The 20,127-nt window shown below is 70.6% G+C and carries 16 protein-coding genes and 1 pseudogene; 3 read left to right on the forward strand and 14 right to left on the reverse strand.

The window, feature by feature from the left end; translation table 11 throughout:
• Positions 1 to 70: 70 nt before the first annotated feature.
• Both HYV93_23070 and HYV93_23075 read right to left on the reverse strand, forming a co-directional pair.
• A complete protein-coding gene (locus HYV93_23070; GenBank protein MBI2528851.1) occupies positions 71 to 1,540 on the reverse strand; it encodes a molybdopterin-dependent oxidoreductase in 1,470 nt (489 codons plus the stop codon).
• A gap of 84 nt (positions 1,541 to 1,624) precedes the next feature.
• The gene (locus HYV93_23075; protein ID MBI2528852.1) at positions 1,625 to 2,038 is read right to left on the reverse strand and encodes a molybdopterin-dependent oxidoreductase; all 414 of its coding nucleotides are present in this window, start codon (positions 2,036 to 2,038) and stop codon (positions 1,625 to 1,627) included.
• Positions 2,039 to 2,377: 339 nt separating this feature from the next.
• Between HYV93_23075 and mce the strand changes: the two genes are divergently transcribed.
• Entirely contained in the window at positions 2,378 to 2,803 is a 426-nt protein-coding gene (mce, locus tag HYV93_23080) for a methylmalonyl-CoA epimerase (protein ID MBI2528853.1), read from the forward strand.
• A 159-nt stretch (positions 2,804 to 2,962) separates the two neighbouring features.
• Here mce and HYV93_23085 read toward each other — a convergent pair whose 3' ends face one another.
• The 12 genes and pseudogenes from HYV93_23085 to HYV93_23140 all read right to left on the reverse strand — a co-directional run bounded on the left by HYV93_23085 (position 2,963) and on the right by HYV93_23140 (position 18,948).
• Positions 2,963 to 4,849, reverse strand: a complete 1,887-nt coding sequence (locus HYV93_23085) for a TRAP transporter permease (GenBank protein ID MBI2528854.1) — start codon at positions 4,847 to 4,849, stop codon at positions 2,963 to 2,965.
• A 35-nt stretch (positions 4,850 to 4,884) separates the two neighbouring features.
• Positions 4,885 to 5,859, reverse strand: coding sequence for a TAXI family TRAP transporter solute-binding subunit (locus HYV93_23090; protein MBI2528855.1), 975 nt, complete (start codon positions 5,857 to 5,859; stop codon positions 4,885 to 4,887).
• The gene (locus HYV93_23095; protein MBI2528856.1) at positions 5,852 to 8,077 is read right to left on the reverse strand and encodes an acetate--CoA ligase family protein; all 2,226 of its coding nucleotides are present in this window, start codon (positions 8,075 to 8,077) and stop codon (positions 5,852 to 5,854) included. Before HYV93_23095 ends, HYV93_23090 begins: the two co-directional genes overlap by 8 nt.
• Positions 8,055 to 9,131: a hypothetical protein gene (locus HYV93_23100; protein MBI2528857.1), complete on the reverse strand. Its 1,077-nt coding sequence runs from the start codon at positions 9,129 to 9,131 to the stop codon at positions 8,055 to 8,057. The genes HYV93_23095 and HYV93_23100 overlap by 23 nt, the downstream gene beginning before the upstream one ends.
• A gap of 31 nt (positions 9,132 to 9,162) precedes the next feature.
• A complete protein-coding gene (locus HYV93_23105) occupies positions 9,163 to 10,758 on the reverse strand; it encodes a hydantoinase B/oxoprolinase family protein (GenBank protein MBI2528858.1) in 1,596 nt (531 codons plus the stop codon).
• A 3-nt stretch (positions 10,759 to 10,761) separates the two neighbouring features.
• Positions 10,762 to 12,828, reverse strand: a complete 2,067-nt coding sequence (locus HYV93_23110) for a hydantoinase/oxoprolinase family protein (protein ID MBI2528859.1) — start codon at positions 12,826 to 12,828, stop codon at positions 10,762 to 10,764.
• Positions 12,829 to 12,863: 35 nt separating this feature from the next.
• Positions 12,864 to 13,493 carry a GntR family transcriptional regulator gene (locus HYV93_23115; GenBank protein ID MBI2528860.1) on the reverse strand — a complete coding sequence of 210 codons (630 nt, stop codon included), beginning with the start codon at positions 13,491 to 13,493 and terminating at the stop codon, positions 12,864 to 12,866.
• Between the two features lie 427 nt (positions 13,494 to 13,920).
• Positions 13,921 to 14,553 carry an SCO family protein gene (locus tag HYV93_23120; protein ID MBI2528861.1) on the reverse strand — a complete coding sequence of 211 codons (633 nt, stop codon included), beginning with the start codon at positions 14,551 to 14,553 and terminating at the stop codon, positions 13,921 to 13,923.
• A 36-nt stretch (positions 14,554 to 14,589) separates the two neighbouring features.
• Positions 14,590 to 15,789 carry a selenium-binding protein gene (locus tag HYV93_23125; protein ID MBI2528862.1) on the reverse strand — a complete coding sequence of 400 codons (1,200 nt, stop codon included), beginning with the start codon at positions 15,787 to 15,789 and terminating at the stop codon, positions 14,590 to 14,592.
• 28 nt (positions 15,790 to 15,817) lie between these two features.
• Positions 15,818 to 17,894, reverse strand: a pseudogene (locus HYV93_23130) (alpha/beta fold hydrolase).
• A gap of 9 nt (positions 17,895 to 17,903) precedes the next feature.
• Positions 17,904 to 18,500 carry a TetR/AcrR family transcriptional regulator gene (locus HYV93_23135; GenBank protein ID MBI2528863.1) on the reverse strand — a complete coding sequence of 199 codons (597 nt, stop codon included), beginning with the start codon at positions 18,498 to 18,500 and terminating at the stop codon, positions 17,904 to 17,906.
• Positions 18,501 to 18,585: 85 nt separating this feature from the next.
• Positions 18,586 to 18,948 carry a sigma 54-interacting transcriptional regulator gene (locus HYV93_23140; GenBank protein MBI2528864.1) on the reverse strand — a complete coding sequence of 121 codons (363 nt, stop codon included), beginning with the start codon at positions 18,946 to 18,948 and terminating at the stop codon, positions 18,586 to 18,588.
• A 166-nt stretch (positions 18,949 to 19,114) separates the two neighbouring features.
• Here HYV93_23140 and HYV93_23145 point away from each other — a divergent pair, with 166 nt between their 5' ends.
• Complete coding sequence (locus HYV93_23145; protein ID MBI2528865.1) at positions 19,115 to 19,471, forward strand: nucleotidyltransferase domain-containing protein; 357 nt, start codon at positions 19,115 to 19,117, stop codon at positions 19,469 to 19,471.
• A complete protein-coding gene (locus HYV93_23150) occupies positions 19,461 to 19,904 on the forward strand; it encodes a HEPN domain-containing protein (GenBank protein ID MBI2528866.1) in 444 nt (147 codons plus the stop codon). The genes HYV93_23145 and HYV93_23150 overlap by 11 nt, the downstream gene beginning before the upstream one ends.
• Positions 19,905 to 20,127: the final 223 nt, after the last annotated feature.

Here is a 20,127-nt window from a genome sequence, read left to right on the forward strand (position 1 = left end):
GAGCGCTCGGTCTCGAGCGGGCGATCGATGTCGCTGCTCACCGGCAGCCCCGTGTTGCGGCTGAGAGTGCTCACGGGTGACCCGCCGGGACCGGACGCTCCAGCCGGACACGCGTCTCACCGTAGGCGGCCATCTCACCGAAGTTGGACATGATGTCCTCGGTCAAGACGTTGGCGCCACCCCCCCGCTTGATCCACGTTCCGACAGGCATGATCACCATGCCGCGGCTCACCCGGTTGTCGACGATCACTTCGACCTTCAAATGGCCCACCGGCGAGCGGATGATTACCTCTTCTCCGCTCTCCACCCCGTACGTCGAGGCCGTGCCCGCGCCGATCCGGACAGAGGCTACCTTGGGATGATCCTTCTCGAGCATCTGGGACAGCAACCACTTCTTACTGTAGTTCGTGACGAGGGTCAGCGGGTAGTCCGGCAGGACCCGCGGCTCATATGCCATGGCGGTGATGAACTCGAACTTGCCGGACTTCGTCGGAAAGGCCCTATCCGCGAAGGGAACCAGGGGCGCCACGGGGCAGCGTACGGGCCCCTGCATCACCTGCTCAACCGACACGCCCTTGCGCTCCAGCGGGACGAAGATCCGCTTCAGCCACTCCCGCGGCGTGCCCGCCATCTCGTCGCCGAAGCCCAGCCGCTCGGCGAGCTGCTGAAAGATCCACAGATCCGGCCGCGCGCCGCCCAGCGGCTCGATCACGCGATTGACACCGCCGATGATGTTGTGCCCCCACGACACGAGCATGTCCTCTTCCTCGAGGAACGTCGTCGTCGGGAAGAAGATGTGCGCGTAGTCACTGGTGTCCGTGAGGAAGCAGTCGACAACCACGACGAATTCGAGGGCCGCCATGGCGGAGGCGACGAGTTGTGAGTTCGGTGACTGATTGACGGGGTTGCCGCCATTCACGAACATCATGTGAATTTTCGGGTTCGCGGCGTCGATGAGGCCACGCCCGAGCAGAGGCTCGGGAATGGAGCGGCGGTGACGGGCGCGCTCGGGAAGCTCCACCGACTTGTCGAAGTGCCGCTGGGTGTTATAGCCGTGCGAGACACCGCCGCCGGTGACGCCGATATTGCCGCACAGGGCGCCGAGGGCATCGACCAGCCGGAAGATCTCGGCACTGTGCTTGTACTTGTTGAGCCCCCAGCCCAGGAGGATCGCGGCGGGCTTGGTGGTGGCGTAGATCCGCGCCATGTCACGGATCTCCTGCTCGGGCAGATCGCACGCCGTGCACAACGCCTCCAGCGGACGAGCGTCGAGCAGTGCCCGATACGCGGCGAAGCCGTGCGTGTGCTTCTCGACGAAGTCGCGATCGTGAAGTCCTTCCTCGAGGATGATCTTGGCCATCGCCATGGCCAGGTGCGCATCACTCGCGACCCGGGGCTGGAAATGGCGGTCACAGAGCCCGGCGGACTCGCTCTGCACCGGATCGACGAGGAACACACGGCCGCCACGCGCGCGCACCTCCTTGAGGATCGGCACGACGTGGAGGTTCGTGGCCATGGGGTTGCGGCCCCAGAGGAACACGCCCCGGCTGTTGACCAGATCGAGGGGGTCGTGCCCGAGCCGCGATCCAAAATCGAGCGCCTGACCGGCGCGCGCGGCGCCGCTTCAGAGCGAGCCGCGGGGCGTGGTGACACCGCCGAGCAGGTTCCAGAACCTCCGGCTCAGCAGCTTGGTGGCGCCCCAGGACCCGGTGCGCTGGTAGGCCATGATGGACAACGGGCCGAGCGTGTCGACGAAGTGGCGGATGCGGCCGGCCACGGTCGCCAGCGCCTCGTCCCAGCCGATCCGCTCCCAGGCGCCCGCGATGCGCCCGTTGCTACGCCGCATGGGGGACAGCACGCGCTCATCGCTGTAGACGCGCTCGGGGAACCGGTACGTCTTGCCGCAGAGATAGCCGCGCGTGAACTCGTGGGTGGGGTGGCCTTCCAGCCGGATGACGCGGCCCTCCTCGACGTACGCAACGATTCCGCAGCCGTCCGGGCAGTCCAGGGTGCACGAGGTGTAGATCCGCTTCTCCATCGAGCCACGCTCCTTTCCGTCTTTTCGCGACCGGTCGCGCCTCACTTCCGTAGCAGGTGAGCATGACCGACGAGGATCCGTGTGAGTGAAGACGCGACGATGACGGAGCCGACCGCACTGGTCTGCGGCGTGCTGTCGGCCATGATCATCGACCAGAGGTACATGGGGAGGGTATGGTAGTTAATATCATGAGACGCACGCGGGTCAAGCCTGAACCTGGCGCCCAAGGAGGAGCTTGGTGCACCCGCGCCCCAGAAGGCGGGCGTGCCAACGCCGACGCCGTTCTCGCCGATGCCCTAAGAGCGCGGGACGGCCTGACACCGAAAGGGAGGTGACGGGGTGAAGATCAAGCGGATCGAGCACGTGGGCATCGTGGTGAGCGACCTCGACGGTAGCCGCCGGCTGTGGGAGAACGTCCTCGGCATCCACCTGGCGGAGGTCGAGCACCTCGAGCAGCACCAGGTCAGGATCGCGATGTACCCGATCGGCGAGTCCATGGTGGAGCTGCTGGCGGGGACAGCCCCTGACAGCAAGTACGCGCGACTGGCGCGGGAGGGGCGGGCGGGCCTGCACCACATCTGCCTCGAGGTCGAGGACATCGACGGTGCGCTCGCAGAGCTGAGGACGAAGGGCGTGCCACTCCTCGACGAGACGCCGCGACCCGGTCATCAGGGTAGCCGCATCGCCTTCCTGGACCCCGCCGGCACCGGCAACGTGCTGGTGGAGCTGGTGGAGCTGCCGGGCAAGCCACCCACGCACGGTTGACCCCCCTCGCGGAACCGGGCGGCGGCGACGGCGGGGGCGAGCCAGAGCACGCCGCCGCCCGCTGCGTCACTCACACGTAGAGCCGGAGGATCCCATAGACGACCGTCGCGATCAGCACCGTCGCGGCGATGAGGGTCAGCACGGCGTTGGCCGCGCGGCTCATCGCGGCGACACTATCGGGACCCCCACCGGATCCGGCCGTCGCAGCTTCTGCATCCCGAGACCGAGGCCGAGAAGGCCGACACCGATCAGGTCGGTCGCGAGGCCGGGATGGATCAAGGTCAGCGCCGCGGCGATGAAGATGAGCCGCTCCAGCCGTATCGTGGGCCGGAGGAAATACCCCTCCAGGCCCGCGGCGAGGCAGATGACGCCGATGGTCCCGCTCACCGTCGCGCGGACGATGTCGATCCAGGCACCGTCGAAGAGCAGCGCCGGCGAGTACACGAAGAAGAACGGCACGATGAACCCGGCCGCCGAGAACTTCATGGCCTGCCAGCCCGACCCCCACAGGCCCGATCGGCTGATCGAGGCGGCCGCGTACACGGCCAGCGCCACCGGCGGCGTCACCGCCGACAGGCATGAGAAGTAGAAGGCGAACATGTGCGCGGCCATCGGCATCACGCCGAGGTTGATCAGGGCGGGGATGAGGATGGCCACCTGCATCAGGTACGACGCCGTCGTCGGCATCCCCATGCCGAGGATCAGCGCTGCCGCCATGGTGATGACCAGCGCCACCGGCAGGTTGCTGGCCGCGACGTCCACGAGGAAGGCGGTGAAGCGGATGGCCACGCCGAGCTGCATGATCACGCCGATCACGATACCGGCCGCGGCCGTCGCCATGGCCACGGGCACCGTCTGCTCGGCTCCCGCGCGCAGCGCCTCGATGGCCCGCGTCAGCCCGATCCGTGACTCCGTGCGGAGGTAGGAGAGGAGGATCACCGACACGGTCGACACGATGGCCGCATAGGTGGCCGAGAAGCCGGCGACGAGCAGGGCGAAGATGATGATCACGGGCAGGAACAGGTGGCTCTGCTGGCGAAGCGTGAGGCCCAGCGCCGGCAGCTCCTCGCGGGGGATGCCGCGGAGGCCGCTGCGCACGGCGGTGAAGTGGATCGCCGCGAACAGGGCGGCGTAATAGAAGAGCGCAGGGATGAGGGCCGCCAACATCACTGCGGTGTACGAGACCCCGAGGAACTCCGCCATGACGAAGGCCGCCGCCCCCATGATGGGCGGCATGATCTGCCCGCCCGTCGACGCCACCGCCTCGATCGCCGCCGCGGCCTCCGGCTTGAAGCCGGTACGCTTCATCATCGGGATCGTCAACCAGCCGTCCACCATCACGTTGGCCACCGCCGAGCCCGAGATGGTCCCGAACAAGCTGGACGAGATGACGGCCACCTTGCCCGGCCCGCCCCTCGAGCCGCCGGCCAGCGCGTTGGCGAAGTTCATGAAGAACTGCCCCGCGCCCGACTTCTCGAGGAAGGCACCGAAGACGATGAACAGGATCACGTACGACCCCGCCACGCCGAGCGGGATGCCGAAGAGGCCTTCGGTGGTGAAGAAGGTCTGGTCGAGCAGGACCTCGAGCGTCAACCCGCGGTGTGGGAGGACGGGAAACCAGGGCCCGGCCACTGCGTACAGTATGAACCCGACCACGACGATGGGCAGGGCGGGGCCGATCGTGCGCCGCGTCACCTCGAGCACGAGCAGGATGGCCAGGCCTGCGGCCACCTTGTCGCCGAGCGAGAGCGGGTCCGAGGCCGGCAAACGATCGACGACGTAGCGGTAGTTGAAGATCAGGTAGAAGAGCGGCCAGACGGACAGCGCCGCCAGCGCCAGGTCAGTCCACGGGATCCGATCACGCGGCGACCCCGCGGTGCGGGGGAAGAGGAGGAACCCCAGCACCAGGGAGAACATGAGCGTGATGATGCGGAGGATCAGGCTGTCGGGCGCGGCCGCCGTGAGGCGCGCGTAGACGTGGTAGAGCGACATCGCGACACCCAGCGTGGCCACCACCCAGCCTGCGTACCCGGTGAGCTCGCGCATCGTCTTCCCCCCTCAGGCGTAGCGCGGGCGGACCGTCACTTCAGGAGTCCTGCCTCCCGGTAATACCGCTCGGCGCCAGGATGAAGCGGCATCCCGAAGTTCTGCGCCATGTCGGCGGGACCGATGTTCTTCATCGCCGAGGTGACGCTCACGAACTTCGCGCGGTTGTCCACGATGGCCTTGGTGATCTTGTAGACGACGTCGGCGGGGAGGCCGGTGGACACGATGAGGCTGGTCGAGGCCTGCACGGTGACGATGTCCTGATCGATGCCGGTGTACGTGCCCTTGGGGATGACGAAGCGGGCGAATCCCGCATTGAGGCTGGTCACCTTCTTGACGGCATCCTCGGAGACCGGGAGGAGGCGCACCTTCTGCGAAGAGCCGAGGTCCAGCATGAAGGACGCCGGCACGCCGGTGAGCCAGCCCATGGCCACCGCCTGGCGGTTCTTGATCAGCTCGACGTTGTCGCTGATCGAGCCGTAGCTCTTCGTGCCCAGCGCCTCCGCGGAGAGGCCGTAGGCCTGCAGGATCGGCCACCAGCCGTAGTCGAGGCTGGCCGCAGCCCGCGTGGGCAGGGCGACCGCCTTGCCCTTCAGGTCCGCCACACTGTTGATGCCGGCGTCGGCGGGGGCGGCGAGTTGCCAGACGTTCGGGTAGTAGCTCGCCACGTACTTCATCTTGTCCACGGGCTTGTCGCTCCACCGGCCCTTGCGCTCCCGTGCCTCGGCCATCGCCGTCGACATGGTCCAGCCCATGTGCGCCTTGTCGCGCATGATCTTGTCCATGTTGACGAGCGTGCCACCCGGCTCGACCTCGATGCCCACGTCGGGGTAGGCCCGGCGGACCACCTCGGCGGTCGCCGCCGCCAGCGGGACCCATGACCCGCCGGAGGGGCCGGAGGAGAAGATCAGCGTGGTCTTCGACTGAGCCAGGGCCCCGGACGTGACGCCGACAACCATCGTCCAGACCAGGATCGCCATCATCGTGGTACGCCGGTTCCATTCACGCATCTGTCCACCTCCGTTGCGGGTTTGCGTCACCGCACGCGCCGTCCGGGGACGCCCCATCGGCCGACGGTGACGTGAAGTAGCACTTGGCGTCGAGGACGGCGGCGGCGCCGGGCCGCGGAAAGAGCCGCACCGGGTTGACGTCGATGGCCGACACCCATGGCGCGACGTCCGCGGCCAGGCGCGAGAAGCGCCCGAGCAGGTCGATGAGGCCCTCCGGGGCAAAGCCGAGGCCGCGGTGCGCCTCGAGCAGACGTCCCACCTCGCTCTCGCGGACCATGCGGGTGGCGCCCGCCGCATCGAGCGGCGCCAGCCCCGAGGTGAGCGCTCCGGGCCGCGCCCCCAGGAGCCCGCCCAGGCCGAGCATCACGACGGCCCCGAACTGCGGGTCGCGCAGCATCCCGAGAAAGACATCGAGACCCTCGCGCGCCATCGCCTGCACCAGCACGCCCTCGATCGCCGCCGCCGGCAGGGAGCGCTCGACCTCGGCGACGAGCGCGCGGAACTCGCGGCGCACGGCGGCGTCGCCCGACACTCCGAGGCGGATCCCGCCGACCTGTTGCTTGTGGGCGATGTCCGCCGAGACGATCTTGAGCGCGACCGGATAGCCGATCTCGCGGGCAGCCCGGACCGCGTCGGCCGCGGATGCCGCCCGCCGCTCGGGCACGCCGGGGATGCCGTACAGCGCCAGCAGCCGCTTCGTCTCGTCCTCGGGGAGCGTGCCGGCCCGGTCGGCCAGGATCCGCTGCGCCGCCGCCGTCGTCGAGGGCTCCGGTGCGGCGACGGCGGCCGTCCCCGGCGCCCGGTCCTTGAACCGGGCGTGGTCCAGCAGCGCGCGCAGGCCGCGCACGGCGGCCTCGCAGGAGCGGAGCAGCGGCACGCCATGCCGCTCGAGGATGTCGAAGCCGCGCCGCGACAGGCTCCCGGCCAGCCAGGTGACGAGCAGCGGCACGGGGCCGCTACGATGGAAATCGACCAGGGCCTCGGCGATCTCGCCGCAGTAGTACGGCAGGCTCGGCAGCGCGACCACGATGCTGCCCACTCCGGGATCGGCCGCGATCACCGGCAGGCAGGCGCGCAGCATCGCCGGCTCCTCGCTGGCTAGCCCCGAGACGCCGGCGAGGTCCAGAGGGTTGGTGAGCGTGCACAGGGGAGAGACGAGGGGGCCGAGCGCCTGCTTCGTCGGCTCCGTGAAGTCGGCGAGGTCGAGGCCCGCTCCCGCCGTCATGTCGGCCAGCAGGCCGGCCGCACCGCCGGAGCCGACCGCGACCACCGCTACACCCGGCAGGCGGGGCCGCCGCGAGCCGGCAAGGACGCTGGCCACGTCGATCATCTCGTCGAGGTCGTGGACGCGGATGGCGCCGGTGCGGGCGAAGACCGCCTGGAACGCCGAGTCCGAGCCGGCCGCGGCCCCCGTGTGGGAGGCGATGACCGCGCGCCCCCGCTCGTGGGCGCCGACCTTCAGCACGACGAGGGGCTTGCCGCGCTCGGCCGCCCGCGTGGCCGCGCGCAGGAACCGCGTGCCGTCCTTCACGCCCTCGACGTAGGCGACGATCACCCGCACACCGTCGTCCTCCGCGAAATACTCGACGAAGTCGGGCACGTCGAGGTCGGCCTCGTTGCCGCTGGAGACGAGGCAGGCGAAGCCGATCCCGCGGTCCTGGGCGCGGTTGAAGGGCGCGTTGCAGACCGTGCCGCTCTGCGAGACCAGCGCGATGTCCCCGGGAATCAAAGTGTCCAGCTCGAGACAGCTCAGCAGGCTCGCCCCGACGCGATCGCGCACGTTGATGATCCCGCCGGAGTTCGGACCGCAGATCCGCATGCCGGTCGTCACTGCCAGCTCGCTGACCCGCTGCTGGGCCTGGCGCCCCGCGGCGCCCAGCTCGGCGAAGCCCGAGCTCATCACCAGCGCGGCCCTCACGCCCTTCTTCGCACATTCCTCGAGGGCGGCCAGCACGTGGAGGGCGGAGAGCATGATGATCGCCAGGTCGACGGGGTCCGGAACCGCCGCGACGTCGGGAAAGCACGGATGGTCGCCGATGCGGTCGTAGCGCGGGTTGACGGGGTAGAGGGCGCCCGGGTAGCCGTGCTTGACCAGGAAGCGCAGCGGACGGCCGCTGTACCTGGCCGTGTCCGCGGAGGCACCCACGAGGGCGATCGAGCGCGGGCGGAGCAGCGCGTCGATCCCGGGGCCGACGCTAGAAGAGGCGATATCCGGCATCCTCGAACGTCCACTCGTCGACGGCGGCGCCCTCGACGCGCAGCCCGGTCACCCGGGCGCTCACGCTCGCGTTCGTCATGCGCGCGATCATCTCGTGAAAGGCGAAGGCCGCCCGGTGAATCGCAGGCGGATAGTCGCCGTGGTCGAACAGCTTGTCGGTGCTCCGGCGGACCGTCAGCCGTGACCCGTCGGCGTGGATCTCCACGTGCTCGTCGGCGAACCCCGCCAGGCGGGCGGCGAAGCCGGCGAGCGCGGCCGCGCTCCGTTCCGTCACCCCGAGCTCGGCCTTGAGCTCGTCGCCGTACTGCACGGCCACGATGCGGAGGGCCTGCTCCACGATCCGGGCCGTCTCCGCCACGCCGTAGGCCTCGAGCAGCGTCATGATGGTGTCGGAGAGGTAGCCGCGCGCGAACCCGCGGCGCGTCCGGTGAACGCGCTCCGCCGGCCAGAGGACGGGGTCGAGCACCGGGGCCTTCGCGGGATCGAACTCCGGCGAGCGCGTGACCGGGCGGAAGGTGATCCGGCGCGCCGGCGGCACCGGGTGATCCAGTTCCTCGAAGAAGCCCTCGCCGTAGGGCTCGCCGTACTGGTAGACCTTGGTGACGACGAAGACCAGCCCGGGAGCGTCGAGCGCCTCGGCGTTGTTCGGGTGCCAGCCCGCGTACGTCATGCGCTGCACGCTGGGAGGGATGACCGCGAGGGCCAGGCCCTCGTAGCCCCACGACGGCGCCAGGTAGCGGATCCACGCCTTGCGCGGGGACTCCTCGATGTACTCCATGCGGAGCCCGCCCAGGATGTTCGACAGGTAGTGATACTTGGCGGCCACGATGGCGGGTGGCTCGGAGGCGTCGACGCCGATCTTCTTGAGCCCGTCCAGGAAGTGGCTTGCCTGGTGGCGCGAGAGGAAGTTGTACTTCAGCTGCTCGAGCGCCGCGACCTCCTTGTCGCGGAGGAGGGTGAGCTGCACGGCGGTGTACATCCGCCGCCAGAGCTTCGCCATCGTCGTGCACCGCTGCTCCAGCGACCACTGGCTCACGTCGAAGTCGACGGTCATGTCCCCTCCCCGGCCCGCCGGCGCGGAGCCGCTAGACGTAACCGTGCTCGCGGTCCCGCGCGACGAGCCGCGGATCGCGCTGATCCGGAGGTCCGTACCCGCCCCCGCCCGGCGTCTGGATCGTCACCTCGTCGCCCGGCGCGAGCACGTGCGACACCGTGGGATCGACCGCCTTCCCGTTGATCCACACGCTGCCCGCGGCGCCGGCCTCTCCGCCCGCAAGGCCGGGCGCGGGCGTCTTCGTCCGCTCGGCGACGAACAGGATCGAGAGCCGCTCGGGCGAGCGAGACTGCAGGACGACGCGCTGGCCGAGGCCGCCGCGGTATCGCCCGGCCCCCCCGGATCCGGGCACGAGGGCCTTGGCCGCCACCCGCAGCGGCCCGATACGCTCGATCATCTCCACGGGGGTGTTCGAGGCGTTTGCCGGGAAGCTGAGCGTCGAATAGCCGTCGCGCCCGGCGCTGGCGCCGTAGCCGCCGTTGAGGAAGAACTGCCCGACGCACCGGGCGCCGCCCGGCATCACGCCGTTGTAGTTGATGCTCCACAGCGGAGAGCCGGCGGCCGCGATCACACGCTCGGGGACCACGCCGGCCAGCGCCTGCAGGACCAGGAACGGGATGTAGTGGCCGACGAGCATCCGCGCCCCGACGGCGGCCGGGAAGCGGGGGTTGAGGATCGAGCCCTCGGGCGCCGTCGTCCGGATCGGCCGGAAGCAGCCGTCGTTGTTCGCCGCGTGGGGCAGCAGCACGCACTTGAGCGTGTATGCGGTGTAGGAGTACGTGAAGATCGGCACCACGTTGAGGGCGCGGTCGACCTGCGGGTGGCTGCCGGCGTAGTCGACCAGGACCTCGTCGTCGCGCACGATGACCGCGGCCTGCAGGCGCACGGGATCGGCGAGGCCGTCAGTGAACGTCTCCGCGTGGTACGTCCCGTTCGGCAGTCGCCGGATCGCCGCCCGCATCGCCCGTTCCGACGCCTCCTGGACCTGCCGGGCGAACCCGGTGAAGTCCTCCAGGGCGTACTCCTCGATGAGCGCGCTGACCCGCCGCTCCACCAGCTCGTTCACCTTCACCTGGGCCATGAGGTCGCCCATGGTCAGGTCCGGGGTGCGCACGTTCTTCCGGATGATCCGCTCGAGGGTCGCGTCGATGGCGCCGCGGCTCAACAGCTTCATCGGCGGGATCTGCAGCCCTTCCTCGAACACCTCGCGGGGCTCCACCGAGCGGATCTTGCCGCCGATATCGGGGGCGTGCGCCGTGCTCGCCGAGAACGCCACCAGGCGGCCGGCATGGAAGATGGGCTTCACGATGCTCACGTCCGGCAGGTGACCGGTGCCCAGCCACGGGTCATTGGTGACGAGCACGTCGCCCGGCTCCAGTGTCTCCGGCGGAAAGAGCGCCAGGAAGTGCCGGACAGTGGCCGGCAGGGTGCCGACGAAGGACCCGAGGCTCGCGGAGGCCTGCGCGAGCGCGTTGCCGCGAGCATCGGTGAGCACGATCGAGAAGTCGTTGGACTCGCGCACCAGGGTGGAGAAGGAGATCCGGACCAGCGTCGCCGAGGCCTCGTCGAGGAGGCCGATGACGCGGCCCCAGACGATGCCCAGAGCGATCTGATCGAGGGCGGCGATGGCTCAGGCCCTCCCGACGCGACAGACGAGGTTGCCCTGGCGGTCGACGTGGAAGCGCCCGCCGGGACCGACGACGCAGGTCGAGTTCGCCTCTTCCACGACGGCCGGGCCCGCCAGCTCCATGCCGGCCGGCAGGCTCGTGCGGTCGTAGACGTCGGTCACGCAGAAGCCGCCGTCGGGGAAGTAGACGGGCCGCCGCCCCTTCACCGCCGGCGTCCCGGCCGCGCGCGCCGGCGTGGTCACCGCCTGGCGCCACGCCCCGTCCACGGCTGTCAGGCGCCACGTCAACGCCTCGACGGGCACGCCGTCCATGAGCCGGCTGAAGAGGGAGCGGTAGACCGTGGTGAACGACGAGGTCAGCGGCTCCGCGTCGGCCGGGCCGAGCTGGCGGCGATCGGGGAGCGGCACGAGCACCTCGTGCCCCTGCCCTACGTAGCGCAGGTCGGCGGAGCGCGAAAACGTGACACGTGCCGCCTCGGCGCCCACCCGGGCCAGCCGGCCGATCGCCTCCGCCTCCATCTCGGCGTAGAGCGCGGTGACGGTGTCCCAGTCGAGAGCGTCCAGCCGGCGATGGTACGAGCGGGAGAGATCGATGCGAGGAGGCGCGACCAGCAGCCCCAGCGCCGACGCCACTCCCGCCGCCGACGGGCAGAGGACCTCCTTGATCTCGAGCTTGGAGGCCACCCAGTACGCGTGGACGGGGCCAGCCCCGCCGGTGGCGACCAGCGCGTACCGGCGGGCATCGACGCCCTTCTCGGCGAGGTGGATGCGCGCGGTGCTCGCCATGCCGTCGGACACGGTGTCGTAGATGCCCCAGGCCGCCTCGGCGACGGAAATGCCCAGCGGGTCGGCGATGTCCCGGCGCACCGCCGTCTCGGCCGCCCGGACGTCGAGCGGCATGCGACCCCCGAGGAAGAATGCGGGGTTCAGGTACCCGAGGAGGAGGTCGGCATCGGTCACCGTCGGGCGCAAGCCACCCCGGCCGTAGCACGCCGGGCCCGGTTCGGCCTCCGCGCTCTCCGGACCGACCTTGAGGAGTCCGAACTCGTCGATGCGGGCGATACTGCCGCCCCCGGCGCCGACCTCGAGCAGCTCGACCGTCGGGCCGACGATCGGCAGACCGCTGCCGCGCTGGAAGCGCGAGGTGCGTGCGACCTCGAAGCCGTACACCACGCGCGGCTGTTCGTCGTCGGCCAGACAGATCTTCGCCGTGGTGCCGCCCATGTCGAACGCCAGCGTGTGGTGCCGGCCGCTCTCCCGCACCACCCGGGCGGCGATGAGCGCGCCCGCCGCCGCGCCACCCTCCACGATGCGGATGGGGAAGCGAAGGACGTCCTCGACCGCGGCCAGCCCGCCGCTCGAGAGCAGCAGCGTCAGGGGGCCTTTGTAGCCGAGATCTCTGAGGCCGCCTTCGAGCCGCTCCAGGTAGCCGGCGACGATCGGCTGGACGTAGGCGTTCGCGACGGTCGTGGAGGTGCGCTCATACTCGCGCACCTCCGGCGCCACCTCCGACGACAGGCTCACCGGCACCCCGGCGACGGCGAGCGCTACCCCCGTGTGCCGCTCATGCTCGGGGTTGGCGTAGGCGTGCAGGTAGCAGACGGCCACCGCCTCCGCGCCGGCGGCCCGGACGGCTCGGACGGCGTCGTCGAGGCTGGCCGGGTCCACCGGGCACTCGACCCGGCCGTCGCCGTCCACGCGCTCGCGCACCTCGAAGCGCAGGGGCCGCGGCACGAGGGGCGCCGGCAGCTCCAGGAACAGGTCGTAGATGTCGAACCGCTTCTCCCTGGCGATCTCCAGCACGTCGCGGAAGCCCTCGGTGGTGACCAGCGCCGTGCGGGCGCCCGTGCGCTGGATGAGCGCGTTCGACACGAGGGTGGTGGCGTGGATGACGTGGGCGATGGCGTCCCCGCCCTCGCCGCGCGCGGTCAGCAGGTCGCGCACCCCGTCCAGCACTCCTGATGACGGATCGCGGGGCGTGGTGAGCGTCTTGCCCACGTGCACGCGGCCCTCGTCGTCGACCAGCACAAGATCGGTGAACGTCCCCCCGATGTCGATGCCCAGGCGCATGCGCGAGCGTCCCGCCGGTTTCCGGTCGACGGGTCTCAGGACCGGCCGACCATCGCGAGGTAGACCTCGCGGCCCATCGCGATGTGCTCGAGGGTCAGCTTCACCATGCCGTGCTCGTCCCGCTGGCGCAGCGCCGCGATCATCTCGGTGTGCGCCCGGATCGACTGCTCGACGTTGCCCCGGCTCTGCCACACGATGTTCCGCACGAGGAAGGTCCGCCGGCACAGGTCGTCGACCATCTCCACCAGGAGGCGGTTGCCGCCCGAGCGCACGATCCGGCGGTGGAAACCGCGGTTGGTCGTCACCATCGCGGCGAGGTCCTCGCGGCGGCACGCCACCTCGAACCGCCGCGCCCAGCGCTCGGTCTCGGCGATGTCCCGGGGGGAGGCGTGCTCGATGGCCAGCCGTGCCGCCATCTCCTCGAGGACGGCCCGCACCGCGTAGATCTCCGCCAGCTCGGTGCTGGTGAAGTCGCGAACAGTGGCACCGCGATGCCGCGTCGCCACCACGAGCTCCCGCAGCTCGAGTTGCTTGAGCGCCTCGCGCACCGACGTCCGGCTGGTCCCGAACCGCCCGGCCAGCGCCATCTCGGTCAGCCGCTCGCGCGGCTTCAGCTGGCCGGTGAGGATGGCCCGCTCCAACTCGTCGTAGATCAGCTGGGACATCGGTGCCGCCGCGACGTCCGGCCGCGTGGGCCGGGCGCCGCGCGGCGGGCGGCCCGGGCCGCTGCTTGTCGACTTTCTTGTATGCAAGATTGCGCGACAACGTACTACCGGCCGCGGGCGCTTGTCAACAGCTCCGTGATCGGAGAAGCCCAACCCAGGAGACCCGGTCCAGGTGGACGTCAAGATCGTCACGATCGCAAGGCGCCCGCTGGCCGAAAGGGCGCTCGGCGGCGGACGCCGTGCGGGAAGGGCGTCGCGACCTCTGATGGTCATGGACGCCAGCGTGATCGTCAGCCGCCTCGTGCCGCACGACGTGCATCACGAGGCGAGCCGGCGGTGGCTCGCTCGCCACGTCGCCGGCGGCGGGCTGGTGGCACCGGGTAGCAAAACGCGCGCACGTCTGGCCTCGCCGCGGTCGAGCAGGCGCTCACCGCTCGCGCAGGAGCGCCTGCATGTCGAGCCACGCCTGGCGGTCGTCGAAGAACTGCAGGGAGTAGATCTCGCGGATGCGGCCGGCAGCGTCGATGAGGTGGACACGGGCGGGATGGTCGATCTCGCCGTCAGCCGTCGGGCGAGCCCACTCGCCCCAGGCGTGCAGCACCGGCGCCAGGGCGGCCGGATCGTCGCGCAGGAACCGCCACGTCGTCCGGTCGGCGGCGAAGCGCGTCGCATAGCGGCGCAACTCGGCGGCGGAATCGCGCTCGGGATCGACGGTGATGGACAGCAGCGCCGGGCGCCGCACGGCGGGCAGCGCGGCCAGCCGCCGCTGCAGCGCCGCCACGCGTGCGCTGAGCAGCGGACACACGGTGGTGCAGTGCGTGTAGATGAACGACACGAGGACGGGGCGGCCCCGCAGGTCGGCGAGGCGCACGGCCGCGCCGTCGAGGTCGCGCAGGACGAAGTCGGGCGCCGGCTTGATGACGGCCAGGTGCGGCGTCGCGCTCAGCGGCGATGCGCCTGCCCGCGGCGGCACCGGACCGTGGGCGGCGGCTGGCCCGACGAGCCCGGCCACCAGCAGCGTCACGATCCAGGCGCCGCGCGCGGAGGGGTACTCAATCATGGCGGGTCCTTGCGGGGCCCCGATCGCGGACCCCGCTCAGTTGAGCAGCATGTCGTGCGGCCGCGCCGGGCCGTCCGGCGGCTGGCCGAAGTCGACGGCGAAGAGCGGGTCGAGCTTCATGCGGCCGTCGGGGCCGATGCGGATGAGCCGCAGCGCGTAGCGCGGCGAGTAGTCGATGCTGCTGATCGCCGAGTTCGTGACGTAGAGCCGCCGGCCGTCGTAGGTCACGTGCATCATGTTGGCCTGCACGATGCCCCCGACGACGTCGTGGAGCTTGGGCCGGTCGGGATCCGCGATGTCCCAGGCCTGGATCTCGCTGCCGCCGATGCAGCTCACGTAGAGGTACCGGTCGTCGGGCGACTGCCGCAGGTCGCCGGGCAGGCAACCCTTGCCGGTGCTGGCGATCTTCCGGTACGTGAACGCGCCGGCTTTCTTCATCCGGAACATCCAGATCGAGTCGCCGCCGTTGGAGATGTTGTAGCCGTAGCTGGCCTGCGGTGCCAGCATCCACCGCGCGGCCAGCGGGATCGGATCGCCCTTGAGCTCCTGGACGATCTTGCGGGCCTTGAGGTCCCAGACCAGCAGCGTGCTGGAGAAGTCCCTGGGGTCCCACTTGTCGAGCGAGGTCATGAACGTCTTCTGCGAGACCCAGGACGACGTGATCATCCGGTTGAACTCCGGCTTGATCACGGTCTCGTAGGGGTGGTTCGGCGCCTTGTGGCTGGCGATGAACTCGCCGTCGTTGGTGAACTCCGCGAGGCCGCCGGGGCCGGTGCCGTCGGGGCCGGAGGCCATGCTGATGAGGATGCGACCGGGGATCGAGTACGGCGTGTGCGGGCCCGAGAGGCCGGTGAGCCGCGGGACGTCGTCGATCGTGCGGACCAGCTTCGGGTTCATCGGGTCGGTGCCGACGTCGAAGATGAAGAAGCGGCTGGTGTTGAGCGACGCCGCCCAGATCTTCGTGCGGTCGTCGGTGAAGCCCATGTGGTGCGCCTCGTTGCCGGAGGAGCCGACCTCGACCTTGCGGAGGATCCTGCCGTAGGTCGGCGAGGCGAGGTTGACGTCGATGACGCTCAGGTAGTCGGCCCCTTCCTTGGCCGGCAGCGTCCACAGGTACATGACCTTCTCCGGCTGGCGGAGACCCTTGATGTACGGCGACAGGCAGGTCTCGGCGAAGACGGCCCCGCCCATGAGGACCGACGCCGCCAGCGTCGCGAGGATGGTCCAGCGCTTCATGACTCGTCCTCCTGTGTCGTTGGGCGGCTCACACGAGCCGCGCGATGACGGCGGCCGCCCGGCGGGCGCCGTCGGTTTCCACGTCCCGGTAGAGCACCGGCCGCTTCAGCCCGTCGGCGATGGCGTGGGCCAGCGCCTCGGGGTCGGTCTGCGCGTAGTCCATCCGCGTGCCCGGCGCCGTACCGGGCCAGGCGGTGCGGCACGTGGAGCGTCTGCTCGAAGTGATTCCGCAGCGGGACGTACAAGAACGGCCGCTTGGTCGCCGTGAGCTCCATGCAGGTGCTGAGCCCCCCCTGCACGACGGCCAGGTCGCACGCGGCCAGGTGGGCGTAGAGGTCGGGCACGAAGCGGCGGTACTCGACGCCGGGGGCCGGCGGCAACGACGCCGGGTCGATGCGCGGGCCGGTGACGACCACGATGCGCGCCTCGGGCAGCAGCCGCCGCGTCGCCGGCGCCGCCGCGATCACCCGGCGCAGCAGGTGATGGCCGACGCCGGTGCCGCCCACCGCGGCGAACACGACCTTCTCGTCGGCGCGGAAGCCCAGGCGCGCGCGCAGCGCCTCGCGGTCGGCGAACTCGGCCGGATCGAAGGGCAGGACGTAGCCGGGGAAGTCGAAGTGCTCGCGCGTCCAGTCGCGGATGCGCGGCAAGCCGGGGCCGAAGTCGGCGTCGATCACGTCGTCCGGGCTCCCCACGAACAGCGCCGCGTCGCGGATGCGCGGGAGGCGTGCGATCTGCTCGATCATCTCGGCGTTGTAGTCGGCGGCCAGCGTGGCCTCGCGGCGATCGGCGGGATCCACGGGCAGCCAGCCCACGAAGTCGGTGAGCCAGGCGAACGCGGTGCGCTTGAGCTCCGGGTTCTCGTGGAGGTAGTAGTCGACGTCCCACGCCTCGTCGCCGACCACGAGGTCATGGGGCTCGGCCTCGAGGACGTCGTGGAGCACCATGAAGTTGGCGACGAGGATCTCGTCCATGTTCCGCCAGGCGTAGAAGGCGTGCAGGTCGTGCTCACCCGCCTCCGACCCGAAGTGCGCGGATTCACCGGCCAGGAGGCGGCTGGCCGGATGAATCGTCTCGCCGCGCGCCTCCAGCACCCGGGTGACCGGGTCCTGCGCCAGCCAGCTGATCTCGAGATCCGGCCGCAGCGCGCGGAGGGCGCCCGCGATGGCGACGTCGCGCAGCGCGTGGCCGAGACCGATCGGGCTGGACACGAACAGCGCGCGCCGGCGGCGCGTCATCGCGCGGCGCCACGGCCGTGGGGCCGGCGCCGGCGCCAGGAACTCCCGGAGGAGCACGTTGTAGCGGACGGGGTCACGCGTGTTCGGGGTGTGGCCGCAGCCCTCCAGCGGGACCAGGACCGAGCCGGCGATGGCCGCATGCGCCCGCTCGGACAGCGCGATGGGCCGCACGCGGTCCTCGGTCCCGTGCGCGATGAGCGTGGGACAGCGCACGCGGGCCAGCAGGTCGGGCAGCGGCGTGCGGCACCGCCCCTCGTCGAGGGTGGCGATCAGGATCTCCGGCGTGGTCTCCAGGCCCCACGCCACCCCGTCTTCGCGCTGCTTCGTGGAGTGCGGCTCGTTCGAGACCTGCGCGAAGAAGAACTCGAGGAAGTCGCGATAGTGGGCGCGCCAGTACCCGGCGTTGAACTGCGCCCAGCCCGTGGCGTCGTCGCCCACCGGCTCGTGGAAGCGGGGCCCACCGCGCGGGGCCTCCTCGAGCGCGCAGCCGGTGAGCACCAGGCGCTCGACGCGCTCGGGATGCTCGGCGGCCAGGATCACGCCCTGCCACGTCGAGCGGGAGAGCGTCACGACCGAGGCGCGCGCGGTCCCGGTGGCGTCGAGCACGGCGAGCGCGCCGGCCGCGACGCGGTCGTGGTCATAGCCGGTGGCGGGTCGACCCGAGCGTCCGTTGCCGGGCGGATCGAACGTGACGACGCGGAAGTGGCGCGCCAGGTAGGGGATCTGCGCCTTCCAGATACGGCTGTGGACGATCTGCCAGGGCGGGAGGAGCAGCACTGTACGCTCCCCCTCGCCGTAGAGCTCCCATGCGATCGAACCGCCGCCATGCTCGACGACGCCCTCGCGGTCGGGGTAGCGCGCCCGCATGCTGACCTCCTAGGCCAGCGTGGGAGGACGCCCTTCGCGCCGCTGCGTTTCCAGCCACCGCAGGAAGCGCCCGAAGGTCGCCAGGCTGGCCCGGTAATGCGATTCCTCCTCGGGAACACCCAGCACCATCTCCATCTCCATGCCGTACCAGAAGGCCACCAGGTACGCCGTGATCTGCTCGGTCGACACCGAGCGGATCGCGAACTGCTGGAGCGCGTCGCCGACCACGCGCTCCAGCAGGGCCCGCCACTGGCCCCGCAGCTTGCGCACCTCCTCGCCGATGGCCGCGTTCGAGACGCCCAGCGCGGAGAGCTCGGTCAGCAGGCGCACGTATCCCGAGCGAAGATCGTCCTCGTAGAAGCGGCAGGCCTGCGCCCACTTGTCGGCCACGTCGCCGGGCGCCTCGAACATCTCGGCCTGCCGCTTGAGAAGCCTCTGATTCATCCGCTCCAGCACGGCGAGCATCAGCCGTTCCTTCGTGCCGAAGTAGTAGTGGATCAGGCTCTGGTTGACCCCGGCCTCGCTGGCCACCCCCCGGGTGGACAGCGCCGCGTGGCCTCGCGCCACGATGCAGCGCCCCGCCGCCTCCACGATCGCCTCGCGCATGGGCAGGGCTTCGGCTCCCCGCGGCGTGCGCGGTCGGGGACCCTGTTTCGGCCGTTGTCGGCTTTTCATAGGGCAATTGATTTAATCACGTGAGCAAGAAGTACCAGTGCGGGGGCCTCGTGTCAAGGGCTTCGTGCGGACAGACCGAGAACCCGGGTGCGCGCATGGCGCCCACGGCCAGGCCTTTCCTGGTCTGGAGAAATCGCAGCAGCAGAGTCTGGGCCCTGGGCGGCAGCTCGCCGGTCTCGTCGAGAAAGACCGTGCCACCGTCCACCCGGGGGAGAAGTCCCTCCGTCCTCCCGACGGCGCCTGTGAAGGCATCGCGCTCATGCCCGAAGAGCTCGCTCCGCAGGAGCTCGGGGGTGAGGTCGCCACAGTTGATCCTCTGGTATCCTCGCCCGCGCCGCCCGCTCAGGCGCTGGATGGCGCCGGCCACGAGTTCCTTCAACCAGACCCGATCAGATCGAGGCGAGCGCAGCGAGCCGCAACTCCAGGCGAAGGCGAGAAGAAAGAGGGGTGAGGCCTGTGCTGACCGTGGAAGCGGGATCACCCCGAAGTCGGGGCCGGGGGCTGCCCGCGGCTGATAGATAGAATGAGGCCAGGAGCGGATGCCCATGACCGACCGCTCCCTGGTCACAACCACGGTTCCCGCACTCGCCCATGATCCGGCGCTGGCGGATATCGTCCGCCGCCTCATCGAGACGGACCGGCCGCTGCGCGTCTACCTCTTCGGGTCGCGCGCGCGTTCCAGCGCCACGGCGGACAGTGACTACGACCTCATGGTCGTCGTGCCGGATGACATGCCCGCTTCACTCCGGCGGAGCGCTCGCGCCTACGACGCCCTCTGGGGCCTCCCGGTGGGCGCCGATGTGCTCGTCTGGACCGAGTCCGCCTTCAGCACCCGCCTGCATCTGCGCGCCTCGCTGCCCTCTGCCATCGCGCGCGAAAGGAGACTCCTCTATTCCGCCTGACCCGATCCGGCCGGCGGACACGCGGGCCTGGCTCTGCCGCGCGCTCGACGACCTCCGCGGCGCCGAGGTCGATCTCGCGGCGGCGCCCCCGCTGCTCGGCGATGCGACATTACACTGCCAGGAGGCCGTCGAGAAAGCGCTCCACGCGTTCCTCCTCCCCGCCCCTGCGCCCGCGCCTGACCGCGAGCCCGCCGCGGCGCAGGATCGCTCGGGGGCCAGCGGGCGATCGCGATGCCGACCGTCGCCTTCGCCCCCTCGAACGGGCGCTTCCAGGCCGGCCGCCGGGGTTCACGGGGGCGCCCACCGGACAACCGCACTGGCCGGATCCTCGCCGCCCTCGCGGAACTGGCGTCAGTCTTTCCTTCCTATCTATGCGCAGCTGCCAGGCGTGGTGCGCCGGCTCCGATTGGCCCAAGCGACGCGCTCCCGATAGCTGTCGCCGCCACTCGTCACGACCGGAAAGCAAACGGACATCGGTTGACGCGGGTCCCGGCCCGAGGGGGGTGAGGGCTGCCGGGCGATATCCCCGGGGGGGGAGAGCTGTGCGCGCGCGCGGCCTGCGGCCGGCAGTGGCCCAGGCGGAAACGGTCAACGCCGGCCCGTAGCGAGGACGAGTGGCCGCGCCTCACCTCGAGATCCCGCCACGAGAGGCTGGC

The organism is Candidatus Rokuibacteriota bacterium (assembly GCA_016188005.1).
Taxonomy (GTDB): domain Bacteria; phylum Methylomirabilota; class Methylomirabilia; order Rokubacteriales; family CSP1-6; genus UBA12499.

Bases quoted from the DNA above. Each gene is read 5' to 3' on its own strand.
- HYV93_23145 (MBI2528865.1), top strand. From the start codon at position 19,115: ATGACCGACCGCTCCCTGGTCACAACCACGGTTCCCGCACTCGCCCAT.
- HYV93_23090 (MBI2528855.1), bottom strand. From the start codon at position 5,859: ATGCGTGAATGGAACCGGCGTACCACGATGATGGCGATCCTGGTCTGG.
- HYV93_23120 (MBI2528861.1), bottom strand. From the start codon at position 14,553: ATGATTGAGTACCCCTCCGCGCGCGGCGCCTGGATCGTGACGCTGCTG.
- HYV93_23075 (MBI2528852.1), bottom strand. From the start codon at position 2,038: ATGGAGAAGCGGATCTACACCTCGTGCACCCTGGACTGCCCGGACGGC.
- HYV93_23095 (MBI2528856.1), bottom strand. From the start codon at position 8,077: ATGCCGGATATCGCCTCTTCTAGCGTCGGCCCCGGGATCGACGCGCTG.
- HYV93_23110 (MBI2528859.1), bottom strand. From the start codon at position 12,828: ATGCGCCTGGGCATCGACATCGGGGGGACGTTCACCGATCTTGTGCTG.
- HYV93_23135 (MBI2528863.1), bottom strand. From the start codon at position 18,500: ATGCGCGAGGCGATCGTGGAGGCGGCGGGGCGCTGCATCGTGGCGCGA.
- HYV93_23125 (MBI2528862.1), bottom strand. From the start codon at position 15,789: ATGAAGCGCTGGACCATCCTCGCGACGCTGGCGGCGTCGGTCCTCATG.
- HYV93_23115 (MBI2528860.1), bottom strand. From the start codon at position 13,493: ATGTCCCAGCTGATCTACGACGAGTTGGAGCGGGCCATCCTCACCGGC.
- HYV93_23100 (MBI2528857.1), bottom strand. From the start codon at position 9,131: ATGACCGTCGACTTCGACGTGAGCCAGTGGTCGCTGGAGCAGCGGTGC.
- HYV93_23085 (MBI2528854.1), bottom strand. From the start codon at position 4,849: ATGCGCGAGCTCACCGGGTACGCAGGCTGGGTGGTGGCCACGCTGGGT.